We start from the raw sequence: 25,641 nt of genomic DNA, 5'->3' as shown, positions 1-25,641 counted from the left end.
CCCGGGTGACTGCCCGGGACGCGGCCATCGGGGTATGTGTAGCCCGATGAGCGAAGCGATATCCGGGGTTGCTGTGGTCCCCGCATGTCGCTTCGCTCATGCGGGCTACGCCTTTTTGCAGCCAGCGGAACGCAGCCGCGCGCGAACGTTGGAGCCCAAACACCGCGCCAATTCGCTGAAACCGCCTGGCCGCGCCGACGAGCCAGCGCCCAATTGCTCACCACGGGCTGATTAAAAACGGAGCGGTACCATAATAATATCTAGTCATATCAATGATATGTATAAAATTGCATGCAGAATGCAAAATGTGCTTGTCGCCTCGCACGGCTTGAAGCAGACTTCGCGCGGGGCAGGAGAGGCCAAAGACCTTCGATGACGCGGGTCGGCGCGGGGCAAAAACAATCTGCCGGCAGAGGAGCGAGCAATGCGCGATCAGGTGTCCACCATCGCAATGGCAGATACGGCGAAGCCTTCCGGCGTGCGCTGGAAGATCTTCCTGCTGATGCTGTTCCTGATCTCGATCAACTATATCGATCGCGCCTCGCTCTCGGTCGCGATGCCTGTGATCGCCAAGGAGTTCGACATCGATCCGGCGATGCAGGGCCTGATCCTGAGTTCGTTCTTCTGGACCTACGCGCTGATGCAGGTGCCGGGCGGCATGCTCGCCGATCGCTTCAAGCCGAGGATCGTGATCGCCCTTGCAACGCTGTTCTGGGGCTTCTTCCAGGCGCTGGCGGCGCTGTCCACCAGCTGGATGCTGCTGCTGCTGACCCGGCTCGGGCTCGGCGCATCGGAAGCGCCGATCTATCCGGCCGGCGGCAAGCTCAACGCGATCTGGATGACGCAGACCGAGCGCGGCCGCGGCGCCACCTTGCTGGATGGCGGCGCGCCGCTCGGCGCTGCGCTGGGATCTATCGTGATCGCCTGGCTGATGGCGGCCTTCAGCTCCTGGCGCGTCGCCTTCGTCGTCGCGGGCGTCGGCACCATGCTGTGCGGCCTGTGGGCCTGGTACTACATCCGCAACGCGCCACGCGAGCATCCGTCGGTCAATGAAGCCGAGGCGCGCTATCTCGAGGAGGCGCATGCGATCGAGGACGCGGCGACGCCGCCGTCGTCGGGCGCAAGCGGGATGGCCTATTTCCGCTTCCGCTCGGTCTGGTGCATGTGCCTCGGCTGGATGTTCTTCAACACCACGTTCTACGGGCTGTTGACCTGGATGCCGACCTATCTGTTCAAGGTGCACGGCTTCGATATCAAGGCGCTCGGCGGCGCATCCTTCATCATCTTCTTCGCGGGCTTCGTCGGCGAACTGGTCGGCGGCTGGATCGGCGACGGCTGGCGGGCGCGGGGCGGGGCGCCTAACACCGTGTTCCGCACACTGTTCGGTATCGCCGCGATCATGGCGACCGTGTCGATCTTCCTCGTCGCCTACGTCACCAACGCGGTCGTGGTCGTGGTGCTGCTGTCGACGACGCTGTTCTTCCTGCGATGGTGCGGCATGTACTGGGCGATCCCGTCGGCGCTGGCGGGCCGCGGCAAGTCCGGCTTCCTCGGCGGCTGCATGAATCTCGGCGGCAACATCGCCGGCATCACGACGCCCCTGATCGTCGGCTTCATCGTGCAGGCCACCGGCTCCTACTTCCTCGCGCTGATGTATTTTGCCGCCGCGGGCATTGCGCTGTTGATCTGCTCGACCCTGATCGATTACAGCCGCAAGCTCCCGGTCTGAAACGAGGACGGCCGAATCCTGCCAAGGGTTCGGCCGGTTGATGAGGCAAGCGAATGACACCTCCCGTCCGGCTCGGCATGCTGACGCCGTCGTCGAATACAGCCCTCGAGCCGATCACCTGCGCGATGCTGGCGGGCGTCGACGACGTCTCAGCGCATTTCTCGCGCTTCAAGGTGACGGAGATCGCGCTGTCGGAGCAGGCGCTGCGCCAGTTCGACGCCAGCGAGATTCTGCGCGCGGCAGAATTGCTCGCCCATGCCAAGGTCGACGTCATCGCCTGGAACGGCACCTCGGCAAGCTGGCTCGGCTTCGATCGCGACGAGAGCCTGTGCGAGCAGATCACGGCGGCGACCGGGATTAAGGCCTGCACCACGGTGCTGGCCTATCGCGACCTGCTGCGGCGGATCGGCGCCCAACGCATCGGGTTGGTGACGCCGTATCGCAGGGATGTGCAGGACAAGATCATCGCCAACTGGAATTCGGCCGGGCTGCATTGTTTTGCCGAGCGGCATCTGTCGCTGCAGGACAATTTCTCCTTTGCCGAGGTCAGCGAGGTCGAGGTCGCAGGCCTGATCGAGGAAGTGGTGCGCGAGGGCTGCGATGTCGCCGTCGTGCTCTGCACCAACATGCGCGGCGCCGGCGCCGCCGAGCGGCTGGAGCGCGGTTTTGGCGTGCCGGTGCTGGATTCGATCGCGGTGACGCTGTGGGCGTGTCTCACAGCTGTGGGCTGCAATCCGTCGCGCGTGCACGGCTGGGGCAGCCTGTTTACGAACCCCGATCTGCGCGCAGCGACCGCGATCCCCGATCATGACGATAAAGGCGTGCGGTGACCGAAGCCAAGACTGAAGCCAAGACGAGCAGACGGAGCAAGGAATCCAAGCGTGCGATGACGGCGCTGCAGCGGCGCCGGCTGCGCGTGCCGCGGGTCGGACTGCACGAGCAGGCGGCGGCGCGGCTGCGCACCATGATCGTGCGCGGCGAGTTGGCGCCGGGACAGTCGCTGGGGGAGGCGGACCTGTCCGACGCGCTCGGCATTTCGCGGACTCCGCTGCGCGAGGCGCTGAAGCAATTGGCGAACGAAGGCCTGGTTGAACTCAGGCTCAACCACAGTGCCGTGGTCGCGCCGTTCCGCCGTGCCGAACTGACCGAATTGTTCGAGGCCGTCAGCGGCATCGAGCGCTGCGCCGCCGAGCTCGCCGCGCTGCGGATGGAGGACGCCGATTTCGAACGGCTCGATGCGCTGCAGGACAAGATCGAATGGCATCACGGCCGGGGCGAGCTGCGCGACTATTTTCAAGTCAACCAGCAGATCCATTCGGCGATCGTCGGCTTCGCCCGCAACGCGGTGCTGAAGGCGACGCATGAGGCGCTGCTGGCGCGGGCCGAGCGCGCGCGCTTCTTCGCGCTCTCGGTGCTCGGGCGCTGGGATGAATCGGTGCGCGAGCACCAGGATATCCTGGCCGCGCTCAGGCGCCGCGATGCGGCGCGGGCCGGGCAGATGCTGGCCCACCATGTGCGCCGCACCGGCGAGATCGTCGCCGAGACGCTGGATGGCAAGGCACTGAATGACGAGGCGGATGACGACGCGGTACCGGACACTCCCGCAAAGCCGCGCGGCCGCAAGACGAGGAACGTTGCGCCATGAAGATCCTGCTGCTCAATCCCAACACGACAGTGGCGGTCACGGATCTGCTCCATGCCGCCGGTAGCAAGGTGGCTTCAGCCGGCACCGAACTCGTGCCCGCGACCGCCGCGCGCGGCGTGCCCTATATCGCGACCCGCGCCGAGGCTCAGATCGGCGGCGCGATCGCGCTGGAAATGTTGGCCGAGGCCGGCCCCGGCATCGATGCCGCCATCATCGCCGCGTTCGGCGATCCCGGCCTGTTCGGTGCGCGTGAGCTGTTTGCGTTTCCGGTGGTGGGATTGGCCGAGGCCGCGATGCTCACCGCCTGCATGCTCGGCCGGCGGTTCTCCATCGTGACCTTCGCCGGCGCGCTGGCGCCCTGGTACGAGGAATGCGTCGCCATGCACGGGCTGAGTTCACGCTGCGCCGGCATCCGCACGCTCGACGGTGGCTTCCAGTCGATCTCCGACGTGCAGGCCGAGAAGGAAGAGCTGCTGGTCGCGCTCGCCAACCGGGCGGTCGAACAGGACGGCGCCGACGTCGTCATTCTGTCGGGCGCGCCGCTCGCAGGCCTTGCCGCAAGGGTCCGCGACCGTATTCCGGTGCCCGTGGTCGATCCGGTCGCGGCCGCTGTGCGCCAGGCGGAGACGCTTGCCGTGCTCAAGCCGCGCAAGGCGGTCGCCGGCACCTTCCGGCGGCCTGATCCGAAACCAACGCTCGGACTGGCGGAGCCGCTTGCTGCAATCATCGAACATCGCTCACCGAAAGAGGGGACAGACTGATGTCCTTCGACACCATCATTCGTGGCGGCACCGTCGTCACCGCTGCCGACACCTTTGCCTGCGACGTCGGAATCCGTGACGGCAAGATCACGGCGCTCGGCCGCGATCTCGGCGATGCGGCCACGATCATCGACGCCACCGACCGGCTCGTGCTGCCGGGCGGCATCGACAGCCACGTCCACTTCGCCCAGCCGTCGGGCGACGGCATCGTGATGGCCGACGGCTTTGCCAGCGGCACCCGCTCGGCGGCGTTCGGCGGTAACACCACCGTGCTGCCGTTCTGCCTGCAGGAGAAGGGCCAGACGCTGCGCGAGGCGCTCAAGCACTACCATTCGCTGGCGGACGGCGAATGCCATGTCGACGTCGCCTTCCATCTGATCGTCACCGACCCGACCGAGCATGTGCTGGGCCAGGAGCTGCCGGCGCTGGTCGAGGACGGCTATACCTCGCTCAAGGTCTTCATGACCTATGAGGGGCTGGCGCTGTCGGATCGCGAATTGCTCGAGACCATGTCAGTCGCGCGCGAGACCGGCGCGATGCTGATGGTGCATGCGGAGAACTTCGACGCCATCCGCTTCCTCACCGACCGGCTGGAACGCGCCGGCAACATTGCGCCGCGCTTCCACGCGACCTCGCGGCCGATCCCGGTCGAGCGCGAGGCGACGCATCGCGCAATTTCGCTGTCCGAGCTTGTCGACGTGCCGATCATGATCGTGCATGTCTCGAACCGCGAGGCGATGGACGAGATCCGGCGCGCGCAGCAGCGGGGCTTGCGGGTGATGGGTGAAACCTGCCCGCAATATCTGATGCTGACCGAGAAAGACCTCGATCAGCTCAATATGGAGGGCGCGAAGTACGTCTGTTCGCCGCCGCCGCGCGACGTCGCAAGCCAGCAGGCGTGCTGGGAAGGCTTGCAGCAGAAGGTGTTCTCGGTGTTCTCGTCGGACCATTGCCCGTTCCGCTACGACGACCCGAAAGGAAAGCTCGCGCCCAAGGGGCGCACCAGCTTCCGCTGGGTGCCGAACGGCATCCCCGGTGTGGCGACGCGGCTGCCGATCCTGTTCTCCGAGGGCGTGGTAAAGGGGCGCATCGACCTCAACAGCTTCGTCGCCTTCAGCGCCACCAATCACGCCAAGATCTACGGCCTCTATCCGCGCAAGGGCACGATCGCCGTCGGCTCGGATGCCGACATCGCGCTGTGGGACCCCGAGCGCAAGGTGACGATCCGCCACGAGCTGATCCATGACGGCTCCGACTATACGCCCTATGAAGGGCTCGAGGTCACCGGCTGGCCGGTGCTGACCATGGTGCGCGGCAAGGTGGTCGTCGACGACGGCACCCTTGTCGGCAGCAAGGAGCACGGCACATATTTGCCGCGCGCCAAACCCCAGGCGGGGGCAACCATCCCGTAACACCCAAAGCAAGAAGGCAGGAGACCACCATGCCCTACGCGACAACCGACGACGGCGTGCGGCTCTATTTCGAGGAGACCGGATCCGGCCATCCGGTGATCCTGGTCCATGAATTCGCCGGCGACCTGCGCAGCTACGAGCCGCAGATGCGGCATTTCGGCAAGCGCTTCCGCACCATCGCCTACAATGCGCGCGGCTTCCCGCCGTCTGATGTGCCCGAGCAGGTCTCGTCCTATTCGCAGGCGCGCGCCGCCGACGATATCCTTGCCGTGCTCGATCACATCGGCGCGCCGAGGGCGCATATCATCGGCCTCTCGATGGGTGGCTTTGCGACCTTGCATTTCGGATTGCGTCATCCGGCGCGGGCGCTGTCGCTGTGCATCGGCGGCTGCGGCTATGGCGCCGAGCTCGACAAGCGCGAGACGTTTCGCGCCGAGGCCGACGTGATCGCGGGCATGATCCGCACGGAGGGCATGCCGGCGTTCGCCGAGCGCTACGCCTACGGGCCGACGCGCGTGCAGTACGAGAACAAGGATCCGCGCGGCCACGCCGAGTTCAAGACCATGCTGGCCGAGCACTCGGCGGTGGGATCGGCCAACACTCAGCAGGGTGTGCAGAAGGAGCGACCCTCGCTCTACACGCTGGTCGACGAAATGAAGCGCATCACGGTGCCGACGCTGATCATCACCGGTGACGAGGACTGGCCGTGCCTGCTGCCGGGCATTCTGATGAAGCAGAGCATTCCGTCGGCCGCGCTCGCCGTCATGCCGAACTGCGGCCATGCCATCAACATCGAGGAGCCCGACGAATACAACCGGATCGTCGGCGATTTCCTGGCGCAGGTCGAAAGCGGCCGCTGGCCGATGCGCGATCCGAGAGCGGTGAGCGCGTCGATCACGGGGATGAAGGACTAGCTGGCTCGGCCCAATACGTCGCGTTGAATTGTACGACTACAGGAATCGTGCCGGATCGTGCGTACATGAACACGTCGTACGCGCGGAAGTAGGTCTCAACATGACGCGCGTGCCGGCGTCATTGAGTTCGCGATCGATTCGATGACATCGATGCGATATTCGTTCGCGCGCGCCGCAACCGCCGCGTGAGATCGAACGCGTGACGATCACGTCGCGATGACACGTCAATCGCAAAACCGACACAGAGCTGTTACGCGCGCTGGCTAATGTGTCGCATGTCGACGTCATAAATCCTTAAAAAATGGGGCAAGAAGTGAAGGCGAAATTCCTTTCAACGGTCGGAGTCTGTCTGGTCGCTGCTGCTGCAGTTGTGTGCAGCGCCGCCGCTCACGACGATGATAGAGATCACGTTCATCGTCATCCGCACGACATCCACACGGCAACGCCGATCAAGTATCTCGTCGTGATCTTCAACGAGAACCGCTCATTCGATCATTATTTCGCAACCTACCCGAATGCGGCCAACCCGACCGGCTCGATTCCGTTCATTGCGAAGCCGCATACGCCGAAGGTCAACAACCTCGCCAACGCCAATCTGCTGACCAACAACCCGAACACCAATCCGGCCAACGGCACGGGCGCGACCAATCCGTTCCGGCTCGATCGCACCCAGGCCAACACGCGCTCGCAAAACCACGCCTATACGCCCGAGCAGCAGGCGGTCGATAACGGCAAGGAAGACCTGTTTCCGAAATTCACCGGTCGCGGCACCGCCGGCGGCGTCGGCGCCTTCGGCACCAACGGGCAGGTGATGGGTTATTTCGACGGCAACACGGTCACCGCATTCTGGAACTACGCACAGAACTTCGCGATGAGCGACAATAGCTGGACCGACACCTTTGGTCCGTCGACGCCCGGCGCGCTCGAGGTGGTTGCCGGCCAGACCAACGGTGCGCAGAACATCGTCGGCACGTCATCGTCGATCGCCGACGGCCAGGGCGGCCTGACGTTGATCGGTGATACCGACCCTGCCTACGACGCCTGCTCGAGCACGACCAGCCAGGTCCTGATGACCAGCAAGAACATCGGCGACCTGCTCAATGCCGAGCACATCAGCTGGGGCAGCTTCATGGGCGGCTTCGACCTGACGCTCAAGAACAGCAACGGCACCACCAACTGCGCCCGCAGCACCTTCTCGAGCAACGTCAACGGCAGCATCGTCGACTACACCCCGCACCATGCCTGGTTCCAGTACTACAAGTCGACCGCCAACCCGACCCATGCGCGGCCGAGCTCGGTCGACGCAATCGGCCGCAGCTATGTGCCCGGCAGCAAGACGCTCGATCCGGCAAATCATGCCTACGATCTCGAGGACTTCTACGCCTCGGTGAAGGCCGGCAACTTCCCGGCCGTCTCCTACATCAAGATGCCGGCCTATCAGGACGGTCATCCCGGCAACTCCGATCCGCTCGACGAGCAGGTGGGCAATGTCGAGCTGATCAACTTCCTGCAGAAGCAGAAGGAGTGGCGCGAGACCGCGGTCATCATCACCTATGACGACTCCGACGGCTGGTACGACCACCAGTACGTTGCGCCGATCAGCGCCTCGTATGATCCGACAGCCGACCAGGTCAACGGTCCCGGCCAGTGCGGCCGCGGCATCGGCAAGCAGACGCAGCCAAAGGGCCTGAACGGTCAGCCGGTGAACGGCCGCTGCGGTCCCGGCACGCGGATCCCGTTCCTGCTGATCTCGCCTTACGCCAAGAAGAACTTCGTCAGCCACACGCGCATCTCGCAGGCGTCCGTCGTGCGCTTCATCGAAGACAACTGGCTGCACGGCCAGCGTCTCGGCGGCGGCGCGTTCGACGATAGCGTCGAATCGATCACGGACATGTTCGACTTCGATCATGGCCATGATCACGATCACGACCGCGACGATCAGCAGAACAAGCTGTTCCTCGATCCGACGGCCGGCACGGTCATCGTCAGCCCGCCTGATGATCATCCCCATCACTAACGCTCTGGGATCACTGGACGTCATATGAACGGCCGCATGTTGTGGCTTCTCGGCGCCGGCCTGCTCTGCATGGCCGGCGCCGTTGCGGCAGTCGAGACCCAAGGACTTCCGGGGACAAATCCGAGCCCGGTGCAGCTCAGGCGTCCGCCGATCGCCCCATTGTCCGGCATGGCGCAGCTCGGCCAGAAGATCTTCTTCGACGCGTCGCTGTCCTCGTCAGGCGCATTGTCGTGCGGCTCCTGTCACAGTCCGGATCACGCCTACGGGCCGCCCAGCGATGCGGCGGTCATGTTCGGCGGCCCCGCGCAATCGCGGCAGGGGACGCGCGCCGTTCCGGGACTGACCTATCTGGAACGCCAGCCGAATTTCAGTATCGGACCCGAGAAGGACGAGGACGACAATCTCGTCGACTTCGCGCAACTGGCCGCGGCAGGCCAGCAGGCTGCGCGTGCGAAAAAGGTCGCGACCGGGACCGCGGCGTCGGCGGTCAACATCGTGCCGCAGGGTGGGCTGTTCTGGGATGGCCGCGCCGATACGCTGCAGGACCAGGCGATCTTCCCGCTGCTCGATCCTAATGAGATGGACGGCGGCAGCATCGAGGTGGTGGCGCAGAAGCTGCGCCAGGCGAGCTATGCCCCGCGCTTTGCCGAACTGTTCGGCGCGAACATCTTCGACAACACGCGGCTGCTGGTCGCGGAGGCAATGTTCGCGGTCGCGCGCTATCAGGTCGAGGAGCCGAGCTTCCATCCCTACAGCAGCAAGTTCGACTACTGGCTGGAAGGCAGGGCGCGGCTGAGCGAGAGCGAGTTGCGCGGCCTGCAATTGTTCAACGATCCGGACAACGCCAATTGCGCCGGCTGCCATACCTCGGCGCCTACCCGCGACGGCCTGCCGCCGCTGTTCACCGATCACCAGTATGAGGCGCTCGGCGCGCCGCGCAACGCCGCGCTCGCCAGCAACCGCGATCCCAACTATTTCGATCTCGGGGTCTGCGGTCCGTATCGCACCGACATTGCCGAGCAGACGCAATATTGCGGGATGTTTCTGACGCCGACCTTGCGCAACACCGCAACCCGCCGCGTGTTCTTCCACAACGGCGTCTTCACGAGCCTCGAGCAGGTGCTGGATTTCTATAACTTCCGCGATACCAATCCTGAGAGGGTCTACCCGCGTGCGGCCGACGGTACGGTGCGGAAATACGACGATCTGCCGGAAAAGCATCACGGCAATGTCGACGTCGCCGATCCGCCGTTCGAGCGCCATCTCGGCGACACGCCCGCGATGACCGCGCAGGACGAAGCCGACATCATCGCCTTCCTGAAGACGCTGACCGACGGTTACCAGGCGGAGCGGTGAGCCGTCGCGACGGCTCATCGCGGAACCCATGCGTGAGTTGGCAGGTCCTCGTCATGCGCGCATAATGGGCGCATGAATGTCGTCGAAGGCAACGGTGCCAGAATTCCCGCGATCGGGCTCGGCACCTGGGAGCTGCGCGGGCGGACCTGCGCCCGCATCGTCGAGCAGGCGCTGCGGCTCGGTTACCGGCACATCGACACCGCCCAGATCTATGACAACGAGCGCGAGGTCGGCGAGGGGCTGCGCGCCTCCGGCATCAAGCGCGACGATGTGTTCCTGACCACCAAGGTCTGGACCACACATTTCATGGCGAAGGATCTCGAACGTTCCGCCAAAGAGAGCCTGGCGCGGCTGCGTATGGCCGAGGTCGATCTGTTGCTGCTGCACTGGCCGCATCCGCACGTGCCGCTTGCCGAGACGCTCGGTGCGCTGGCGCGGGTCAAGCAGGCGGGACTGGCGCGGCATATCGGGGTCTCGAACTTCAACGTGGCGCTGATCGAGGAGGCGGTGGCGGCGTGCCCCGAGCCGCTCGCCTGCGATCAGGTCGAGTACCATCCTTATCTGAGCCAGGCCGATGTGATCGAAGCCTGTGCGCGCCATGGCATGGCATTCGTCGCCTACAGCCCGATCGCGAAAGGACGCGTCAAGGGCGATCGCGCGCTGGCGCGGATCGGCGACCGTTATCGCAAGACGGCTGCCCAGGTCTGCCTGCGCTGGCTGGTGCAGCAGAATGTCTCGGCGATCCCGCGCACGTCGAAGCTCGAGCGGCTCCAGGAAAATCTGGACATCTTCGACTTCGAGTTGTCGGATGAGGACATGCGCGAGATTTCGGCAATCGGGGGCACGGCCGCGCGCTGACGGCCCATCTGAACGCCCATGGCGCGTTGGGTCCTTGCCTGTGAATCGCCGCGCGGAAAATGGCTGGGCAGCGGTCCGGATCATGCTATTGCGCGCTGGCCGATTGCGGTTTTGCACCGAATGGGGATTGAGGCAGGCGGGTTCCAGCCGGTATTGTGACCGGCGGGGAGACGACACTGATGTGATCGAGTGGGATGAAGTTTCGGCCAAACGCGGATCTGATGGCATCGGTGTTCGTGCACCTGATGCTGCTCGCGCTGATTTTCCTGTATTCGGAGGTGCATCAGTTCGATCCAGTCGCCGCTGACACGGTGCCGGTCGAGATCGTGACGCCGCAGGAGGTCGCCAGGAGCGAGATCAAGAGCGAGATCAAGCCCGATCCGGTGCCGAGCCCGTCGCCGACGCCGGAGCTGCAGTTACCATCGCTCGACAAGCCCGTGGACACGGCCAAGTCTGAACCACCGGCGCAAGCGCCGGCAGCACAGCCGCAGCAGGCCCAGCAGCAACCGCCGCAGAAGCAGGCGACGCCGCCGGAGCCCAAGCCCAGCCCGGCTCCGCAGCATGCTGCCGTCGAGCCGCCGGCACCGCAGACGCCGGCACCCCAGACGCCGCCGATGCCCCAGCCAATGGCGCAGCAAGCAGCGACGCCGTCGCCACCCGCCTATGTGCAGCCCGAGCCGGACCTGTCCGTCAAATACAATGTCATGCTCGGTTTGCCGCCCGACATCCCCATCAAGCCGCCGGCCGAAGCGCCGCACGGCCCCGGTCCCGGCAAGGACAATTTCGACGCCGCTGCCACCGAGCAGGCCGACGTCGGCTCCAGCGTGGTCGCCGAGTTCCGCCGTCATCTGAAGAGCTGCATGAAACTCCCGGCGACGCTGAGCACCGGCGATGACGTCAGGATCAAGCTCAGGGTGTTCATGAAGCCCGACGGCAAGCTCGGCGCATCGCCGTTGCTGATCGAGGCTACCGCATCGGAAAAGGGGCCGCTGCTGCTCAAGAGCGCGACCGAGGCGCTGCAGGCCTGCCAGCCCTATGCGATGCTGCCGCGGGATCGCTACGGCGAATGGAAGGTGCTCGACCTCGACTTTACGCCGCGCGATTTCGCATCGTGAGCCGAGGCAAGTCTCAGCTTCCCATCGCCTGCCAGGCATTCGAGGCGAACTGCCGGCGCCAGATCACGATGACGACCGCGGCGGTGGTGGCGAACAGCACCCAGGGGCTGACGAACCAGCCGAGATAACCGAGCGCGAAGAAGAACGCGCGCTGGCCGCGATTGAAGTGCCGGCCCGCGGTCTCGAACAGCCGCGTGGTGCGGATCACATGCGCCTCGGCTTCCGGTGTATCGCGCTGGCCGGCCGGCGGCATCGCGCCGAACAGGATCGCAACATAGTTGAACAGGCGATAGGCCCAGGCGAATTTGAAGAACGTGTAGATGAAGATCAGGATCAGCCCGATGCACTTGATCTCCCACAAAGCGGGTGAGGGCGTCAGGTTGACCGGCAGCGCACCGAGCACCGCGAGCGCGTCACTGGTCGCGCGCAGCAGCGCCAGCGCGCCACCGATCGCGATCAGGCTGGTGGAGGCAAAGAACGCGGTGCCGTTCTGCAGGCTGGCCATGATCTGCATGTCGACCATCCGCGCATCGCGGTTGAGCAGATTCCTCACCCAGATCTCGCGATAGACATGCATCCGCGCCGACAGGCTGTCGCGTCCGTAGGCGGTGTGCTCCAGCGTGATGGCGTAGACCAGCCATTCCAGCGCGAAGAAGCCGACGGCCAGGATGTCGACCCAATAGCCGGTCATTGGTGCCTTCCTTCGTCAACGCGCGGCAGGTCCGCGCCGCGCTGCATCCGCATCCGCGTCATGTACAGGTTGAACGCGTGCAATGCACTATGGCAAACTGGCGTGGCAACAGGATTCACAGGCATGCTCAAGCTCGTCATCGGCAACAAGAACTATTCGTCATGGTCGATGCGGCCTTGGCTGGCGCTGCGCGCCAACGACATCCCGTTCGAGGAAATCTTCGTTCCGCTCTACACCGACCAGGCCGACAAGGACCGCATCCTCAGCTTCAGCAAGGCCGGCAAGGTGCCGACGCTGATCGACGGCGACGTCACGGTGTGGGATTCGCTGGCGATCATCGAATATCTCGCCGAGAAGTTTCCCGAAGCGAAGCTCTGGCCGTCGGATCGCGCCGCGCGCGCGCATGCCCGCGCGATCTCGGCGGAGATGCACTCCGGCTTCGTGCCGCTGCGCAGCGAATGCGGCATGAACCTGCACCGGCCAATCCGCGCCGTCGCGCTGTCGGACGATGCGCGGGCCAATGTGGCGCGGATCGAGGAGATCTGGGCCGATTGCCACGCGCGCTACGGCAAGGAGGGTCCGTTCCTGTTCGGCGCATTCTCCGGGGCGGACGCGATGTACGCGCCCGTGGTGCATCGTTTCCGCACCTATGCGATCCCGGTGAAGGCCGAGGCGCAGCACTATGTCGATGCCATGATGCAGCTTCCGGCGTTCCAGCAATGGACCAGCGACGGCCTGGCCGAGACGCTGCGGATCGAGCGATTCGAGGACGCCTGACCGGTCCTGCGCTGCCGAATTGTGACAGCGGCGGCAAAGATCGCGGCTTGACGCCGCGGGGCCGAAGGCGTCGAATCCGAAAGACCGGTTTTGCAAGTCGTGAAAGGACTTAGACCATGGGCATTCTCGATTCGCTGGAGAATTCACCGGAGCTGAAAGGCATGCTTGGCCAGCTCGGGGCGGCCGTCATCCCCGTCGTGCTGGGTCAGGTGATGGGCAATGGCGGGCAGGGCGGCTTGTCGGCGATCGTGGCCAAGCTCGAGCAGGCCGGCCTCGGCGAACAGGTCAAATCCTGGATCGGTACCGGCCAGAACCTGCCGATCACCGCCGAGCAGCTCCAGGAGGTACTGGGCAGCGACACCGTCAAGCAGCTCGCCGCCAAATTCAACATTCCGGTCGACCAGCTGTCCAAGGTGCTGGCCCAGCAACTTCCGGCTGCGGTCGACGGCGCGAGCCCCAACGGAAAGTTGCCGCATACCGCCTGAGGCCGTGGAACCGGGTTCCGGCCGAGGTCGGCGGGCAATTTCCGGCTGGCACGTAAATTGCTGCCTATCGCCCTGAAAAACCTGCAAAATCGCACCTTCGTCATGCCCCAATCTTGCTGGATTTGGGGCGGTGCGATGTGCTAGGTTGCCGCAGGGTTCTCAAAATGCCGGCTTGAGCTATCGGGACTGTCAGCTCAGCCAGCAATCTCTAAGAAGATGGAGAGGGCGTTGAAGCATAAGTACTCGATTGGCGAGATCGTCTATTTCACGGCCAGCAACGTGGCGCGCCCCGCTGCGAGCGGCACCTATGAGGTGATCCGCCTGTTGCCGACCGACGGTGACGATTGCCAGTATCGCATCAAGAGCTCGACTGAAGCTTTCGAACGGGTGGCCAAGGAGAGTCAGCTCGCGCTGTCCTGAACGCGTTGTGCGCAAGCCGGTGGCTGGAGCGGATTCCGCGCCGTCGCCGTCAAAAGGCCCTGTTCGCAGACCCATTGTGCTGAAGGTTGGACGTCGGGATGGCGGCGTTCGCCGTCGCCGGCTGTGCTTACGCTGTGTTGAGGGACATCGCGCATGAATTGGGCTTCCTCGCTGGATCAGATCTGGCGCTCACCGACCTTCCCGATGTGGCTGACGCTGGCCGCGGCGGGCTTCTTTGGGATCGTCGTTCTGGTCACGCTGCTGCGCGCGGAAAAGTCCGTCGCCAACGGTGCGCTGACCGTCATCACGCTGCTGTCGATCGCGGTTGCGGTCGCCGCCACGATCCGCGGCTTCGGGCCGGGGGGGCAGGCGGCGCCCGCCGACACACGGACGGCGCAATTCACCAGCCAGACCGCGCCGGCGCTGGCCTGCATCGACGACCTTGCCGGAGACGCCGTCCTCAATGCCTGCGAGAAGGTGCTGTTCGGTTCGTCTGACACAGCCGCTGCGGCGGTCAGCTATGCGGCGGCGCAGATTTCGCGCCTGACCGCGCTCGGCGACCTGGCAACCGCGGAGCGCAATTCCACCACCGAATTGCAGGCGCTGCGCCGCGCTGTCGAGCACGACCGCTACGGTCTGGTGGCCTACGCACTGATGGCGCGAGACCACTGCACGCCGACCGCGTGCCCCGCGTTCCGCTCGCTGGGCGACAACCATCAGATCATCAATAACATGAACGAGCGGACCTACGAGAACCTGGTCACGCGCTACGCCGCGTCCTGGAACGCACCGGCGGGCGCGCAGGCGTCGGCTGCCAACGGCCTGATCGCAGCGTTGCCGCCGTCGATGCCCACCGGCAAGCCGACCAATGCGGAGTTTCCGAGCGCGTCCTCGACGCCGCCGGTCAGTATCATGACGCCCGAACCGGCGAAGCCGGCCGCTGCGGCCCAGCCGCCGGCCGCACGTGCCGCCGCCGCACCGCCCGCGGCCCCGAAGCGGCCGCCCGCGCCGAAGCGCCCGGTCCAGATCGCGCCGGCTCCTGCGCCGGCGGCGCCGCCGCCTGCCGCGGCAAGCGCGCCGGCGGCCGCGAACCAGGAATGAGCGTGATGACGGCGGCTTGAGCCGTCGTCATCACGCTGTTCCGGGTAGTAAATCCCGATATCCACTGCCGCTGCTATCGCTCCCTTTCCAAAGCGCGCGCCGGCCGCTACATCCGGCGCATGCCGCTTCATCTCATCAAGCTTGCCGTCGGTTGCGACTCGGTCAAGGAACTCAAGGGCTGGGTCGCCGAACGGATGGCGACCGCGAAGAAAAAGGGCCTGCCGCTCCGTCACGTCCACATCACGCGGATGACGCCAAAGCGCGAGGAGGAGATCCTCGCCGGCGGTTCGCTGTATTGGGTGATCCGTGGCGAGATCGCCGCGCGCGAGAAGATCATCGCGATCGAGCCGTTCCGCGACAAGGACGGCATCGGACGCTGCCGGCTGGTGATGCAGCCCAAGGTGATCGCCGTCTCGCCGCGGCCGATGCGGCCGTTCCAGGGCTGGCGCTACCTGACCGCGGACTCCGCGCCCGCGGATCTCACCAAGTCGAGCGCGGCCAGTGTGGCGTCGATGCCGGAGCCCATGCGCCGCGAGTTGCGCGACCTCGGATTGCTCTGAGCAATCGGAAGACGGCTGGCGCCGATCACTGCGTCACGAGATGCAGCCGGCCCCATTCGGACGCCGGGATCTCGACATAGCGGCCGCCCGCCTTGTCGACGGTGACGTCGAGCAGTTCATGGTCGATCCCCATCTCGCCGAGATATCGCCGGAACTGGTCGGTGAAGATCGAGGTCAGGCTTTCCCGGTGCTCGGCCGAGACGTTGGGCGCGAGCCGGTCGTAGATCTGCATTCTGGCGGTCAGGATAACGCGATTGCCGGGCGGCAGGATGCGATGTACGCCGCCTGCAAGCATCAACACGCAGGCCAGCTCGCAGGCGACACCAGAGAGCTTTTCCTTCGCATCCAGCGGGCCGCCGGGCCGCTTCAGTGCAAAACAGTCCTCATCGGATTTCCCACTGCAGGCCTCGACCTCGGTCGCCGCAACCGCCGCATCGATGCCGCGACCGCGCAGGATCCGGCCGAGGCTGGCAGCGACAGTGAGGTCGGACCCTTGCTTGACATTGATCACGACCGGCAGCTTGCGTCCGTTCTGCCGGTCGAGGATCGCCAGCAAGCGCTTGTAGGTGTCCCACTGCACGACGCCCTCGGCGGCGATCCAGTCCGAGCAGCCCGGACCGCAGGCATCGGGCGCACCATGCGCGACGTAGAAGATCATCGCGCCGGGTGCGGAAATGACCCCGCCGACCGGCGGCCGGGTCTGCGCCTGCGCCGCGACGGCGGCCAACAGCGCGATGCCGAGAGCAATACCTCGCCTGAAATAACTGTTCATTCCGATCGCCTCTGAAAGGCGCGATCATCCCGCGTCGCGGCGGCGGCGCAAGCCCGACCCGACATGGCTAGACCGCGATGTTATCGATCAGTCGCGTGCCGCCGATCCTTGCCGCCACCAGCATCCGCATCGGACCGTCCTTCAGCGAGCCGATCGGCGCCAGCGAGGCGGCGTGGCGGACCTCGAGATAATCCAGCACGAAGCCGGCCTTGGTGATCTCAGCGGCCCCGTCGGCCATTGCGGTCGCGGCGTCCTCGCCGGCGCGCAGGCGGCCTGCCGCTTCCTTCATTACCCGGTTGAGCTCGGGGGCCGCGCGCCGTTCCTCCGTCGAGAGGTAGACGTTGCGCGAGGACATCGCGAGGCCGTCGCGTTCGCGCACCGTCTTCGACCCGATCACCTTGACGCCGAGGTCGAGGTCCGCGGCCATCTGGGTTACGACCCGAAGCTGCTGAAAGTCCTTCTCGCCGAAGATCGCAACATCGGGCCGGACTTGGGTGAACAGCTTGCCGACCACGGTGGCGACGCCGCCGAAGAAGTGCGGCCGGAAGCGATCCTCGAGTCCAGCGGTGGCCGGTCCCTCCGGCACGATCCTTGTGGCGAAGCCGTCCGGGTACATCGCCTTCACCTCGGGATGCCAGATCAGGTCGACGCCTTCGGCGGCGAGCTTGGCGACGTCTTCCTTCCAGGCGCGCGGATACGAACCGAAATCTTCGGTCGGCGCGAACTGGGTCGGGTTGACGAAGATCGAAACGACGACTCGCTTGGCGCGACGCTTGGCGAGCCGCACCAGCGACACATGGCCGTCATGGAGGGCTCCCATGGTCGGGACCAGCGCGACGGTCGCCTTCTTGGCGCGCAATGTGTCGACGGCGCGACGAAGGGCGGGGACGGTACGGACGACGGTGGGATTTCTCGGCATCTGGTCTCGACTCGTGGGGCAAGCTGGGTGGGGAAATCCAGGTGGAACGTTTGGCGTTCGGCAGGTGGCGGAGCTTACCAAGTCCGAACCGCAATCGGCAAACCGCCGCGCAAGCATTACCCGATCTCGCACGCGCATGGATCGCAGGCCGCGTGCCGCCGATCGACGCAGCAGGCTTGCGCGTTCGATTCATCATTAAGGACGGCTGCAATTGATTTCCTGTCGCAGTGATGCATTTCGCTTGACCGCAGCCGTGCGCGATTTGAAGATCGTTGCGGGGATTGAATCATGTTGGTGCAGGCTAGTCAGGGTCAATCCGGCTCCGCACATGTCGTGGTGCTGGGCAACGAGAAGGGCGGTTCGGGCAAGTCGACCACCGCGCTGCATATCGCCGTTGCGCTCCTGAAGGCCGGACAGCGCGTTGCCAGCATCGATCTCGACTGCCGCCAGCAGAGTTTCACCCGCTACATCAGCAATCGCCAGGCCTGGGCGCGGCGTTCCGGGCTCGATCTCGAACTCCCCGCGCATTATTGCATCAAGTACGGCGAGACGATGCAGATCGAGGAGAACGAGAACGCCGAATTCCAGCAGTTCATGGCCGCCGTGAGCGCGGTGGAACGTGCCGATGATTTCATCGTCATCGATACCCCGGGCTCGGACAGCTACCTGATGCGGCTCGCGCATTCGATGGCCGACACGCTGGTGACGCCGATCAACGACAGCTTCCTCGATTTCGACGTGCTGGGCACGGTCGACCCCGCGACCTATGCGGTGATCGGCGAGAGCCACTACGCCGAGATGGTGCGCGACACCAGACGCAAGCGCCGCCAACTCGACGGCGCCTCGACCGACTGGATCGTGGTGCGCAACCGGCTGTCGATGCTCGGCTCGCGCAACAAGCAGCTGGTCGCCGACGGCTTGAAGCAACTGTCGCTGCGGCTCGGGTTCCGTTCGGTCGACGGCTTTACCGAGCGGGTGGTCTACCGCGAATTCTTCCCGCGCGGGCTGACGGCGCTCGACGACATCGACGAGGCGACGCTCGGCACCCGCCCGAGCCTCGGGCACGTCACCGCCCGCGAGGAGGTGATGGGCCTGTTGCGCCAGCTCAAGCTGCCGCTCGACGAGCGCGGCCGCCGCCGCGCCGCCAATCGGGCCGAATGGTTCAGCCAGGTCGACAAGCCGCTGGAAGTCGACGACATCATCGGCAGCTAGGCCGGCAAGGCCGGTAATCCCGGTGGCGGCCCAGCATCGGGCAGATTCTCCGAACGATTGGTTTGAGCGGTCGCGAGGCGACCAACGGAGGATCGAATGGAACGGCGCCAGTTCATGTCCCTTCTCGGAGGAGCTGCGTTGGCACCGCTCGCCACCTCGCCGGCCTACGCGGACCCGCCGGACGCCTGTGGTGTTCCAATCGCGCGGGACGACGGCTGGTCCGTCGCCTCCATCACTGAGGACAAGCTCGCCGACCGCGCCGCGCTGTGCAAGATGGCTGATCGGATTGCCGCCGCGAGCGATGGCAACATCCATTCCGTGCTGGCCGTTCGCAGCGGCAAACTGGTGTTCGAGCGGTACTTCAGCGGTTCCGACGAGGTCCCCGGCCGCTTCTATGGCAGCCGGGTCGAAGACGTCACGTTTAATGCCGATACGCTGCACAACATCAAGTCGGCTTCAAAGAGCGTCGCGTCACTCGCCGTCGGAATCGCGATCGATCGCGGGCTGATCCGCAGCATCAACGAACCGATCTTCAGCTTCTTCCCCGAATTGTCAGACCTGCGGTCCCCCGAAAAGGACCGCATCCAGCTCGTGCACGCCCTCACCATGTCGATAGGGTTGGCGGGGGTGGAGGCGACCCCGGCGACGGGAGAGGCGTTCTTCTACAACACCGGCGCGCTGACGCTGGTGTCGGCCATCGTCCGCAAGGCGACCGGGCATCCGCTCGACGAATTTGCGCGCACCGCGTTGTTCGAGCCCCTGGGCATTACCAGCTTCGAATGGAGCCGGGTCAAAGGGGACAGCGATGCCGGTGGCGGGTTGCGCCTGCGACCGCGCGACATGGCAAAGATCGGCCAGCTTGTCCTCGCAGGCGGCCGCTGGAACGGTCGCCAGATCGTCCCAAAGACATGGATCGAGACCTCGACGGAATCGAAACTCAAGGCCACGGAGCATCAATCCTATGGATACCTCTGGTGGCTCGGCCAGTCTCGGCTCAACGGGCGCAAGGTCGACTGGATTGGCGCGCTCGGACGAGGCGGGCAGTCGATCCGGATCGTCCCTGAGCTCGATCTCGTTGTCGTGGTGACCGCGGGATATTATCAGGACTACAGCCCGCAGGCGTTTCAAGCGCAGTACGGCGTCTTCAAGGATGTCCTGCAAGGGATTTCGCCTCCGGTCTAAAGCGCAATGAGATTGGGTTGAATCGTCATCGCGCTTTTAATGCTTATTTCAGCCTGATCTGCGCGCAGACGCTTCGTCGACCTGCTGGCGAGGCTCCGCCAGGGCTGTCCCGAGTTCGAGGCCTGGTGGGGAACCCACGACGTCAGCGGCAGCGTCGCCGGGCGGAAGGTGCTCAGCCACCCCAGGCGCGGCAGGCTCAATTTTGAGTACGCCAGCTTCCAGGCCAACGACGATCCCGGCCTGAGGCTGATCATCTACACCGAAATCGGTTGAAATCCGTGGTTTTCCGGTGATTTCGACCACACCACGGCCAAAAAGCCGGAACAAAGCAGCCGAAATCCCGTTTCTCCTCCACGTCGATCCAAGGAGCGGTCGAGGGGCGACCCAGGGCTTGAACGCAACCTGGGGAACTCACGTCAAAGGGTAGAGGAGAGCACGAGCCGTCGCGGTGAGGCGTGTGCATCTGCACAAACTATAGGTGCGGCGCACAACGTTATGCCACCGAAGCCACAATATTTGGACTTCCTGTCACGGCGCTGTGACATATATTCTCAAAAAGAGGCCGAAGAGCCTCCGGCCAAAATCGCCCTGTAAAGGCGGGCACCTCGAGGACGTCATGAAGCGTGGAATTCTCGTTCTGCTTTCGCTCTCCGTAGTGATCACGGGTGCGTATTTCACCGCGAGCAAGTGGGCGATCCGTCACGAAACTCTCATGTTCAAGGATCCGACCCGCGATGAGCGGCCGGTCGCGGTCGACGTTGCCGTGCGCTTCGACAAGGAGATGCAGGCCGACGCCGGCATGATCAAGCTCCCGGTTGCGATCCTCAATCATGGCAATACCGTCAAATTTACCGAATATTCCTTCCTCGCGAATGTGTTCGCGGCGCGCGGCTATCTGACCATCAGCATTCAGAACGACCTGCCGTCGGATGGACCGATGGTGACCAAGGCTGGCGAGCTCTATGTCGGGCGCCTGCCGCAGTATCAGCGCGGCATCACCAACATCAAATTCGCGATCGAGGAGATGAAGAAGCGTCAGCCGAACGCGGACTACAGCAAGCTGACGATGGTCGGCCATTCCAATGGCGGCGACATCGCGATGTATTTCGCCAAGCAGTATCCGGACGAGATCAAGAAGGTCGTCACGCTGGACAATCTGCGCGTGCCGTTCATGACCGACGGCAAGTTCAAGATCCTCTCGTTCCGGTCTCACGATTCGCAATTCAAGCCAGATCCCGGCGTGGTGCCGGACGAGGAAGAGTGTGAGAAGGCCGGCATCACCGTTGTGAACACCAACTTCCAGCACAACGACATGCGCGACACCGGGCCGGAGAAGGCCAAGGACTCGATCCAGGCGATGCTCGATAAATTCCTGGCCGACACCGACAGCGATGTCGCGGCGGTCGACACCAGGAATTCGCCGCCGAAGATTCTGGAGCCGGGTCCCGTCTCGCTCTACGTGCCGGTCGAGAAGCCTCAGACCTTCGGCGAGAAGGTCAAGAAGTCGCTCTCGCTGACCAAGACCGAGACCAAGAAGGGTCCGTCGGTCACGAACTGACAGGGCCGCCCGGGATCCGATCCGGGCGGGCGGGCGCGGTCACGTTGACCAATCCGATGCCGCGGCCCACATAGTGTTTGCTGTACGAGGCAAGCGCTGATGGCTGGCAAGACGATCAAACCGACATCCGGAAGCGACGTGCGCCCGGCCGATGCGCCTGGCGTGCCGGCGTCGAGCGCCAATGACATCGCCGCGTTCGTGGCGAAGGCGCGCGCGATGTCGCCGCATCGCGCCGGCGCGCGCGGCAGGCTGGTGTTCGCGCTCGACGCCACGATGAGCCGGCAGCCGACATGGGACATGGCATGCACGCTGCAAGCGGACATGTTCCGCGAGGCCGGCTCGCTCGGCAGCCTGGATATCCGCCTCGTCTACTATCGCGGCTTCAACGAGTGCCGCGCGTCGGGCTGGATCTCCGACAGCGCGCAGCTCGCGCGGCTGATGAGCAAGATCGACTGCCAGGGCGGCAATACCCAGATCGGCAAGGTGCTGTCGGAGACCCGCCGCGAGGCGGTTGCGGCAGGTGTGCGCGCGCTCGTGTTCGTTGGCGACGCGATGGAGGAGAACGCCGACGCGCTGTGCGCAAGCGCCGGTGAGCTCGGCCTGCTCAAGGTGCCGGTCTTCATGTTCCAGGAGGGCGCGGACGCAACTGCCGAGCAGACGTTTCGCGAGATCGCGCGGCTGACCGGCGGCGCATGGTGCAGGTTCGATCCCGGGGCGGCGGCACAGCTCCGCGAGCTGCTGCGCGCCGCCGCAGCCTATGCTGCCGGCGGCCGCGAGGCGCTGCTGCAACTGGCGAAGACGACGAGCGGCGCGGCCAGGCTGATCGGCCAGATGAAATAGGCCGCTTGGCGCGTCAGGCTCCGCCCGACGTCACGGTCTTGGCAATAGCGCCGAGCAGCGCCGACATGTTGGCCGTGACCTGTCCGGTCGCTTCCGCGACGCCGTGCCGTTCGGCGAGCCAGGCCGGATCATTGTAGGAGAACCAACAGTCGCCGGCTTCGTCCTGCCAGACCAGGGCCTTGAGCGGCAGATCGATCCCGATGATCTGCGCAGCCTGCATCAAGGGCGTGCCGCCCTTCGCGTTGCCAAACACGAACAGTTCGGTCGGCCGGAGCGCAAGACCGGCGCCGGCGGCGCCCGCGGCATGATCGATCCGGGCGAACAAGGTCAGCCCGCGCGCCTGCAATTCGGCCTTGAGCCGGTCGGCGGTTTGCTTCGGCCCGACTTGGCTGCGAAGGCTGATCAGTCCGTCAATCGCCATCAAGCTTCCTCCAGCGCGGTTGCCGCAAGCTACTCAATCGCAGGGGACCGCGCCACGTGAGGGCGCTTCACGCTCCAGTGAGACGAAGCTTCGCATGCTTTTTGCCGCCGGGCCGCCTATATTCCGCGCATGCCAACCCTGATCGCCGGCGTCGTCGCCGTTGTCATCCTTTATTCCGCGCTGCAGATGTTTCGTGCGGCCAATCCGGCCGTGCTTGCGCGTGCGATCAAGATCGTGGGCGGGGTGCTTGCGCTTGCCGTTGCGGCCTTCACCGGCGTGCGGGGCGAACTGGCGGTCGCAATCCCGCTCGGCATCTTCGGCGCCGGATTGCTCGGCTGGTCGCCGTTCGGGAGCACCGGCTTTCCCAATTTCGGCGGCATGTTCGGCGGTTCGCGCAATCAGGGACAAAGCTCGCGGGTGCGCTCGCAATATCTCGACATGAGCCTCGATCACGACAGCGGCGTGCTCAAGGGCCAGATCGTGGCGGGACCGCAGGCCGGCCACATGCTCGACGAGTTCGACCTGTCGCAGCTTCTGGCGATGGTCCCGAGCTTCGACGCCGAAAGCGTCGCGCTACTTGAAAGCTATCTGGACCGCCGCTTTCCCGCCTGGCGTCAGGACGCACAGGGCGACCGGACAGGGGGGCAGGGCCGCGCGGCGGCGACCGACAAAATGACGAACGAGGAGGCCTATCAGATCCTTGGCCTGCAGCCGGGAGCGTCGCGTGACGACATCAGCCGCGCTCACCGCACCCTGATGAAGAAACTCCATCCCGACCAGGGGGGCTCGACGTATCTCGCTGCCCGAGTGAACGAGGCCAAGGATACTCTGCTTCGCACGCATCTCTAACTCCGGCTACGCTACTGACGCCACAGCCGAGAGCTGCCTTCCGTTTCTCTGATTGATGCCCCGTCTGGCCCGCCGCTGTCCGGCGTGGCCGATCGTTCTTTCGGGAAAACTTAACCGTAAAAGCTTGACGAGAAGTTTCATGGTTGCGCCGCGCGCGGAAAGGCCGGTCGTTCGCGCGGCGGCCTGCAAAGCGAACGGGCCGGCGCTTGCGGCGCCGGCCCGTTGAAATCAGACGATCGCGTCGATCAGTTGCGAACGGTGATGCAGGAGATCTCGGCGCGCTTCAGCGTCTTGCACGCCGCTTCGGCCTGATCGCGCTCGAGGCCGGCAAAGCGGGCGCGGTAGAGCTTGCGATTGTCCTTGGCCACGACCTCGGTGAACGGGTCCGCCTTGCTGAGGAGGCCGCGGGCCGAGCTGCGCGCGAGGTCGATGCGCTTGTTGGCCTCGCCTTCGGACTCGAGCGCGCCAACCTGGATGATCCAGCCGGAATGCGCGGTGCCCGGCTTGACGACGCTGGTCTGCGGCGCGGCCTGCAGGCTCCGGGTCGGTTCGATCGAGGCCACGGTCTGCGGTGCCGGGGCGGCGGCCGGTGCATGGACGGACGAGGCCGGCAGCACGCCGAGGATGCCGTTGCCGGTGCCGAAATTGGCCGGCTGCGGCGGCATCTCGGGCCTCGAGGTCTCGGCGGCCCGCGCCATCATCGCATTGGAGGTTTCGGGAACTTCGCCGCGCGACGGGATGGTGCTGGTGATCGGGGGCGCGGACTGTGCCGGGCCGGCGGCGGCAAGCTTGATTGGGCCGGCCTTGACCTGCACGGTCTTCACCTTGACCGGCTTCATCGGTTCGGCCGAGCCGGGGATCGCGGCGATCGGCTGGGTCTGGATCACGCCTGAGGTCAGCGGCGCCGGCTCGGGCTTGGCCTGCGGCTCAGGCTTTGCCGGGGGCGGCGGCAGCGCGGCGGCGACGGCCGCCATCAGCGAGGGCTTGCTGGCCGGGCGCGGCGCCTGCACCGCGACGGCTGCCGCGGCGGGCTCCGACGCCGCGACCGGCGCGGTGTCCGCGCTGCGTGCGTTGTCGGCATCGGCAACCTCGACATTGGCGTCGGCCGGGTTGCGCTCGGTGATCGCGGCGGCCGTGCGGGTGGTCGCGCCCTTGCCGATGTTCTCGGCCAGCAGGTTGCGCATGATGGCGTCGCGGGAGCCGCCGCTGCGGCCGCCGAGCACCACGCCGACTAGGAAGCGATTGCCGCGGTGGATCGAGGTCACGAGGTTGAAGCCGGAGGCGCGGGTGTAACCGGTCTTGATGCCGTCGACGCCTTCGACGCTGCCGAGCAGGCGATTGTGACCGGTGATCGTGTGGCCGCGGAAATTGAACGCCGTGGTCGAGAAGTAGCGATAGTAGCGCGGGAAACGATCCTGGATGGCGCGACCGAGCGTCGACTGATCGCGCGCGGTGGTGATCTGCTCGTCGTTGGGCAGACCCGAGGCGTTGCGATAGGTGGTCCGGCTCATGCCGAGCGCGCGGGCCTTGCGGGTCATCATCCGGGCGAAGTCGTCTTCGCTGCCGCCGATTGCCTCGGCGATCACGACCGCGGCGTCATTGGCGGAGCGGGTGACGAGACCCTTGATGGCGTCTTCGACCCTGATGGTCTGGCCGGGCCGCAGGCCGAGCTTGGTCGGGTCCTGCTCGGAGGCATGCTCGGAAACCGGCATCTCGGTGTCGAGCTTCATCTTTCCGGAATCGAGGCGCTCGAACAGCAGATAGAGCGTCATGATCTTGGTGAGCGAGGCGGGGTGCCGCAGGCCGTCGGGACTGTTTGACGTCAGCACCGAGCCGGTGTTGCCGTCGATGATGATCGACGCGAATTGCGGGCTGTAGCTTTCGCGCGCGGCCTCGCTGTGGTGGTGACGGGCGGTGTGACGCCGGTGACGGCGCGCCTCCGCGCTATCACTGGTGATCAGGATCGCCGTCGTGACGGTAACGAGCCCAAGAACGCCAACTCGCAGCGCCCGCGAGGAGGCCAAGGTTGTTCGAAGCATCTACTTCC

The 25,641-nt window shown here is 65.3% G+C and carries 26 protein-coding genes; 21 read left to right on the top strand and 5 right to left on the bottom strand.

What is annotated here, in order from left to right; genetic code table 11:
- Positions 1 to 424 precede the first annotated feature (424 nt).
- From HU230_RS16350 to HU230_RS16305, 10 genes are all read left to right on the top strand, one after another.
- A complete protein-coding gene (locus HU230_RS16350; RefSeq protein ID WP_176530773.1) occupies positions 425 to 1,729 on the top strand; it encodes an MFS transporter in 1,305 nt (434 codons plus the stop codon).
- 53 nt (positions 1,730 to 1,782) lie between these two features.
- Positions 1,783 to 2,559, top strand: coding sequence for a maleate cis-trans isomerase family protein (locus tag HU230_RS16345; RefSeq protein ID WP_176530775.1), 777 nt, complete (start codon positions 1,783 to 1,785; stop codon positions 2,557 to 2,559).
- Positions 2,556 to 3,374, top strand: a complete 819-nt coding sequence (locus HU230_RS16340) for a GntR family transcriptional regulator (RefSeq protein ID WP_176530777.1) — start codon at positions 2,556 to 2,558, stop codon at positions 3,372 to 3,374. The genes HU230_RS16345 and HU230_RS16340 overlap by 4 nt, the downstream gene beginning before the upstream one ends.
- Positions 3,371 to 4,135: an aspartate/glutamate racemase family protein gene (locus tag HU230_RS16335; RefSeq protein ID WP_176530778.1), complete on the top strand. Its 765-nt coding sequence runs from the start codon at positions 3,371 to 3,373 to the stop codon at positions 4,133 to 4,135. The genes HU230_RS16340 and HU230_RS16335 overlap by 4 nt, the downstream gene beginning before the upstream one ends.
- Complete coding sequence (gene hydA, locus HU230_RS16330) at positions 4,135 to 5,547, top strand: dihydropyrimidinase (protein WP_176530780.1); 1,413 nt, start codon at positions 4,135 to 4,137, stop codon at positions 5,545 to 5,547. The genes HU230_RS16335 and hydA overlap by 1 nt, the downstream gene beginning before the upstream one ends.
- A gap of 29 nt (positions 5,548 to 5,576) precedes the next feature.
- Complete coding sequence (locus tag HU230_RS16325) at positions 5,577 to 6,461, top strand: alpha/beta fold hydrolase (protein WP_176530782.1); 885 nt, start codon at positions 5,577 to 5,579, stop codon at positions 6,459 to 6,461.
- 313 nt (positions 6,462 to 6,774) lie between these two features.
- Positions 6,775 to 8,478 (top strand): phospholipase C, encoded by a 1,704-nt coding sequence (locus HU230_RS16320; RefSeq protein WP_176530784.1) that lies wholly within the window; start codon positions 6,775 to 6,777, stop codon positions 8,476 to 8,478.
- 36 nt (positions 8,479 to 8,514) lie between these two features.
- Complete coding sequence (locus HU230_RS16315) at positions 8,515 to 9,834, top strand: cytochrome-c peroxidase (protein ID WP_224943314.1); 1,320 nt, start codon at positions 8,515 to 8,517, stop codon at positions 9,832 to 9,834.
- Positions 9,835 to 9,906: 72 nt separating this feature from the next.
- On the top strand, positions 9,907 to 10,692 hold the full coding sequence (locus HU230_RS16310; RefSeq protein WP_176530787.1) for an aldo/keto reductase: 786 nt from the start codon (positions 9,907 to 9,909) through the stop codon (positions 10,690 to 10,692).
- A gap of 194 nt (positions 10,693 to 10,886) precedes the next feature.
- Positions 10,887 to 11,807 carry a hypothetical protein gene (locus HU230_RS16305; protein WP_176530789.1) on the top strand — a complete coding sequence of 307 codons (921 nt, stop codon included), beginning with the start codon at positions 10,887 to 10,889 and terminating at the stop codon, positions 11,805 to 11,807.
- A 13-nt stretch (positions 11,808 to 11,820) separates the two neighbouring features.
- Here the strand turns inward: HU230_RS16305 and HU230_RS16300 are convergent, their stop codons facing one another.
- The gene (locus tag HU230_RS16300; RefSeq protein WP_176530791.1) at positions 11,821 to 12,498 is read right to left on the bottom strand and encodes a DUF599 domain-containing protein; all 678 of its coding nucleotides are present in this window, start codon (positions 12,496 to 12,498) and stop codon (positions 11,821 to 11,823) included.
- Positions 12,499 to 12,621: 123 nt separating this feature from the next.
- On the opposite strand from HU230_RS16300, the gene HU230_RS16295 reads away from it, so the two are divergent.
- From HU230_RS16295 to HU230_RS16275, 5 genes are all read left to right on the top strand, one after another.
- A complete protein-coding gene (locus HU230_RS16295) occupies positions 12,622 to 13,275 on the top strand; it encodes a glutathione S-transferase family protein (protein ID WP_176530793.1) in 654 nt (217 codons plus the stop codon).
- 116 nt (positions 13,276 to 13,391) lie between these two features.
- Positions 13,392 to 13,760, top strand: coding sequence for a YidB family protein (locus HU230_RS16290; RefSeq protein ID WP_176530795.1), 369 nt, complete (start codon positions 13,392 to 13,394; stop codon positions 13,758 to 13,760).
- A gap of 216 nt (positions 13,761 to 13,976) precedes the next feature.
- Positions 13,977 to 14,180: a hypothetical protein gene (locus HU230_RS16285; protein ID WP_092114848.1), complete on the top strand. Its 204-nt coding sequence runs from the start codon at positions 13,977 to 13,979 to the stop codon at positions 14,178 to 14,180.
- A gap of 153 nt (positions 14,181 to 14,333) precedes the next feature.
- On the top strand, positions 14,334 to 15,281 hold the full coding sequence (locus HU230_RS16280) for a hypothetical protein (protein WP_176530797.1): 948 nt from the start codon (positions 14,334 to 14,336) through the stop codon (positions 15,279 to 15,281).
- 119 nt (positions 15,282 to 15,400) lie between these two features.
- A complete protein-coding gene (locus HU230_RS16275) occupies positions 15,401 to 15,841 on the top strand; it encodes a DUF1489 family protein (RefSeq protein WP_028336418.1) in 441 nt (146 codons plus the stop codon).
- Between the two features lie 25 nt (positions 15,842 to 15,866).
- On the opposite strand, the gene HU230_RS16270 is transcribed toward HU230_RS16275, so the two are convergent.
- The gene (locus HU230_RS16270; RefSeq protein ID WP_176530799.1) at positions 15,867 to 16,613 is read right to left on the bottom strand and encodes a hypothetical protein; all 747 of its coding nucleotides are present in this window, start codon (positions 16,611 to 16,613) and stop codon (positions 15,867 to 15,869) included.
- Between the two features lie 67 nt (positions 16,614 to 16,680).
- A complete protein-coding gene (gene panC, locus HU230_RS16265) occupies positions 16,681 to 17,532 on the bottom strand; it encodes a pantoate--beta-alanine ligase (protein WP_176530801.1) in 852 nt (283 codons plus the stop codon).
- 288 nt (positions 17,533 to 17,820) lie between these two features.
- On the opposite strand from panC, the gene HU230_RS16260 reads away from it, so the two are divergent.
- The 5 genes from HU230_RS16260 (at position 17,821) to HU230_RS16240 (ending at position 22,324) form a co-directional block, all read left to right on the top strand.
- On the top strand, positions 17,821 to 18,744 hold the full coding sequence (locus HU230_RS16260; protein WP_176530803.1) for a division plane positioning ATPase MipZ: 924 nt from the start codon (positions 17,821 to 17,823) through the stop codon (positions 18,742 to 18,744).
- A gap of 96 nt (positions 18,745 to 18,840) precedes the next feature.
- Positions 18,841 to 19,926 carry a serine hydrolase domain-containing protein gene (locus HU230_RS16255; RefSeq protein ID WP_176530805.1) on the top strand — a complete coding sequence of 362 codons (1,086 nt, stop codon included), beginning with the start codon at positions 18,841 to 18,843 and terminating at the stop codon, positions 19,924 to 19,926.
- Between the two features lie 81 nt (positions 19,927 to 20,007).
- The gene (locus HU230_RS44080) at positions 20,008 to 20,199 is read left to right on the top strand and encodes an MmyB family transcriptional regulator (RefSeq protein WP_176534995.1); all 192 of its coding nucleotides are present in this window, start codon (positions 20,008 to 20,010) and stop codon (positions 20,197 to 20,199) included.
- Positions 20,200 to 20,542: 343 nt separating this feature from the next.
- A complete protein-coding gene (locus HU230_RS16245; protein ID WP_176530807.1) occupies positions 20,543 to 21,484 on the top strand; it encodes an alpha/beta hydrolase family protein in 942 nt (313 codons plus the stop codon).
- Between the two features lie 99 nt (positions 21,485 to 21,583).
- Positions 21,584 to 22,324, top strand: a complete 741-nt coding sequence (locus HU230_RS16240) for a vWA domain-containing protein (RefSeq protein WP_173642456.1) — start codon at positions 21,584 to 21,586, stop codon at positions 22,322 to 22,324.
- 13 nt (positions 22,325 to 22,337) lie between these two features.
- Here the strand turns inward: HU230_RS16240 and HU230_RS16235 are convergent, their stop codons facing one another.
- Positions 22,338 to 22,745 (bottom strand): DUF302 domain-containing protein, encoded by a 408-nt coding sequence (locus HU230_RS16235; RefSeq protein WP_176530809.1) that lies wholly within the window; start codon positions 22,743 to 22,745, stop codon positions 22,338 to 22,340.
- A gap of 129 nt (positions 22,746 to 22,874) precedes the next feature.
- Here HU230_RS16235 and HU230_RS16230 point away from each other — a divergent pair, with 129 nt between their 5' ends.
- Positions 22,875 to 23,594, top strand: coding sequence for a DnaJ domain-containing protein (locus HU230_RS16230; RefSeq protein WP_176530811.1), 720 nt, complete (start codon positions 22,875 to 22,877; stop codon positions 23,592 to 23,594).
- A gap of 245 nt (positions 23,595 to 23,839) precedes the next feature.
- Here HU230_RS16230 and HU230_RS16225 read toward each other — a convergent pair whose 3' ends face one another.
- Positions 23,840 to 25,633 carry a D-alanyl-D-alanine carboxypeptidase gene (locus HU230_RS16225; RefSeq protein ID WP_176530812.1) on the bottom strand — a complete coding sequence of 598 codons (1,794 nt, stop codon included), beginning with the start codon at positions 25,631 to 25,633 and terminating at the stop codon, positions 23,840 to 23,842.
- Positions 25,634 to 25,641 lie beyond the last annotated feature (8 nt).

The organism is Bradyrhizobium quebecense, assembly GCF_013373795.3.
GTDB classification, from domain to species: domain Bacteria; phylum Pseudomonadota; class Alphaproteobacteria; order Rhizobiales; family Xanthobacteraceae; genus Bradyrhizobium; species Bradyrhizobium quebecense.
This window is presented reverse-complemented; position numbering and strand designations above follow the sequence as displayed.

Excerpts from the sequence above, each read along its gene's own strand:
- HU230_RS16300 (WP_176530791.1), bottom strand. The coding sequence starts at position 12,498 with ATGACCGGCTATTGGGTCGACATCCTGGCCGTCGGCTTCTTCGCGCTG.
- HU230_RS16280 (WP_176530797.1), top strand. The coding sequence starts at position 14,334 with ATGAATTGGGCTTCCTCGCTGGATCAGATCTGGCGCTCACCGACCTTC.
- HU230_RS16290 (WP_176530795.1), top strand. The coding sequence starts at position 13,392 with ATGGGCATTCTCGATTCGCTGGAGAATTCACCGGAGCTGAAAGGCATG.
- HU230_RS16345 (WP_176530775.1), top strand. The coding sequence starts at position 1,783 with ATGACACCTCCCGTCCGGCTCGGCATGCTGACGCCGTCGTCGAATACA.
- HU230_RS16245 (WP_176530807.1), top strand. The coding sequence starts at position 20,543 with ATGAAGCGTGGAATTCTCGTTCTGCTTTCGCTCTCCGTAGTGATCACG.
- HU230_RS16225 (WP_176530812.1), bottom strand. The coding sequence starts at position 25,633 with ATGCTTCGAACAACCTTGGCCTCCTCGCGGGCGCTGCGAGTTGGCGTT.
- panC (WP_176530801.1), bottom strand. The coding sequence starts at position 17,532 with ATGCCGAGAAATCCCACCGTCGTCCGTACCGTCCCCGCCCTTCGTCGC.
- HU230_RS16295 (WP_176530793.1), top strand. The coding sequence starts at position 12,622 with ATGCTCAAGCTCGTCATCGGCAACAAGAACTATTCGTCATGGTCGATG.
- HU230_RS16350 (WP_176530773.1), top strand. The coding sequence starts at position 425 with ATGCGCGATCAGGTGTCCACCATCGCAATGGCAGATACGGCGAAGCCT.
- HU230_RS16285 (WP_092114848.1), top strand. The coding sequence starts at position 13,977 with ATGGAGAGGGCGTTGAAGCATAAGTACTCGATTGGCGAGATCGTCTAT.
- HU230_RS16260 (WP_176530803.1), top strand. The coding sequence starts at position 17,821 with ATGTTGGTGCAGGCTAGTCAGGGTCAATCCGGCTCCGCACATGTCGTG.
- HU230_RS16255 (WP_176530805.1), top strand. The coding sequence starts at position 18,841 with ATGGAACGGCGCCAGTTCATGTCCCTTCTCGGAGGAGCTGCGTTGGCA.
- HU230_RS16310 (WP_176530787.1), top strand. The coding sequence starts at position 9,907 with ATGAATGTCGTCGAAGGCAACGGTGCCAGAATTCCCGCGATCGGGCTC.
- HU230_RS16315 (WP_224943314.1), top strand. The coding sequence starts at position 8,515 with ATGTTGTGGCTTCTCGGCGCCGGCCTGCTCTGCATGGCCGGCGCCGTT.
- hydA (WP_176530780.1), top strand. The coding sequence starts at position 4,135 with ATGTCCTTCGACACCATCATTCGTGGCGGCACCGTCGTCACCGCTGCC.
- HU230_RS16230 (WP_176530811.1), top strand. The coding sequence starts at position 22,875 with ATGCCAACCCTGATCGCCGGCGTCGTCGCCGTTGTCATCCTTTATTCC.
- HU230_RS16335 (WP_176530778.1), top strand. The coding sequence starts at position 3,371 with ATGAAGATCCTGCTGCTCAATCCCAACACGACAGTGGCGGTCACGGAT.
- HU230_RS16275 (WP_028336418.1), top strand. The coding sequence starts at position 15,401 with ATGCCGCTTCATCTCATCAAGCTTGCCGTCGGTTGCGACTCGGTCAAG.
- HU230_RS16240 (WP_173642456.1), top strand. The coding sequence starts at position 21,584 with ATGGCTGGCAAGACGATCAAACCGACATCCGGAAGCGACGTGCGCCCG.
- HU230_RS16235 (WP_176530809.1), bottom strand. The coding sequence starts at position 22,745 with ATGGCGATTGACGGACTGATCAGCCTTCGCAGCCAAGTCGGGCCGAAG.
- HU230_RS16305 (WP_176530789.1), top strand. The coding sequence starts at position 10,887 with ATGAAGTTTCGGCCAAACGCGGATCTGATGGCATCGGTGTTCGTGCAC.
- HU230_RS16270 (WP_176530799.1), bottom strand. The coding sequence starts at position 16,613 with ATGAACAGTTATTTCAGGCGAGGTATTGCTCTCGGCATCGCGCTGTTG.
- HU230_RS16325 (WP_176530782.1), top strand. The coding sequence starts at position 5,577 with ATGCCCTACGCGACAACCGACGACGGCGTGCGGCTCTATTTCGAGGAG.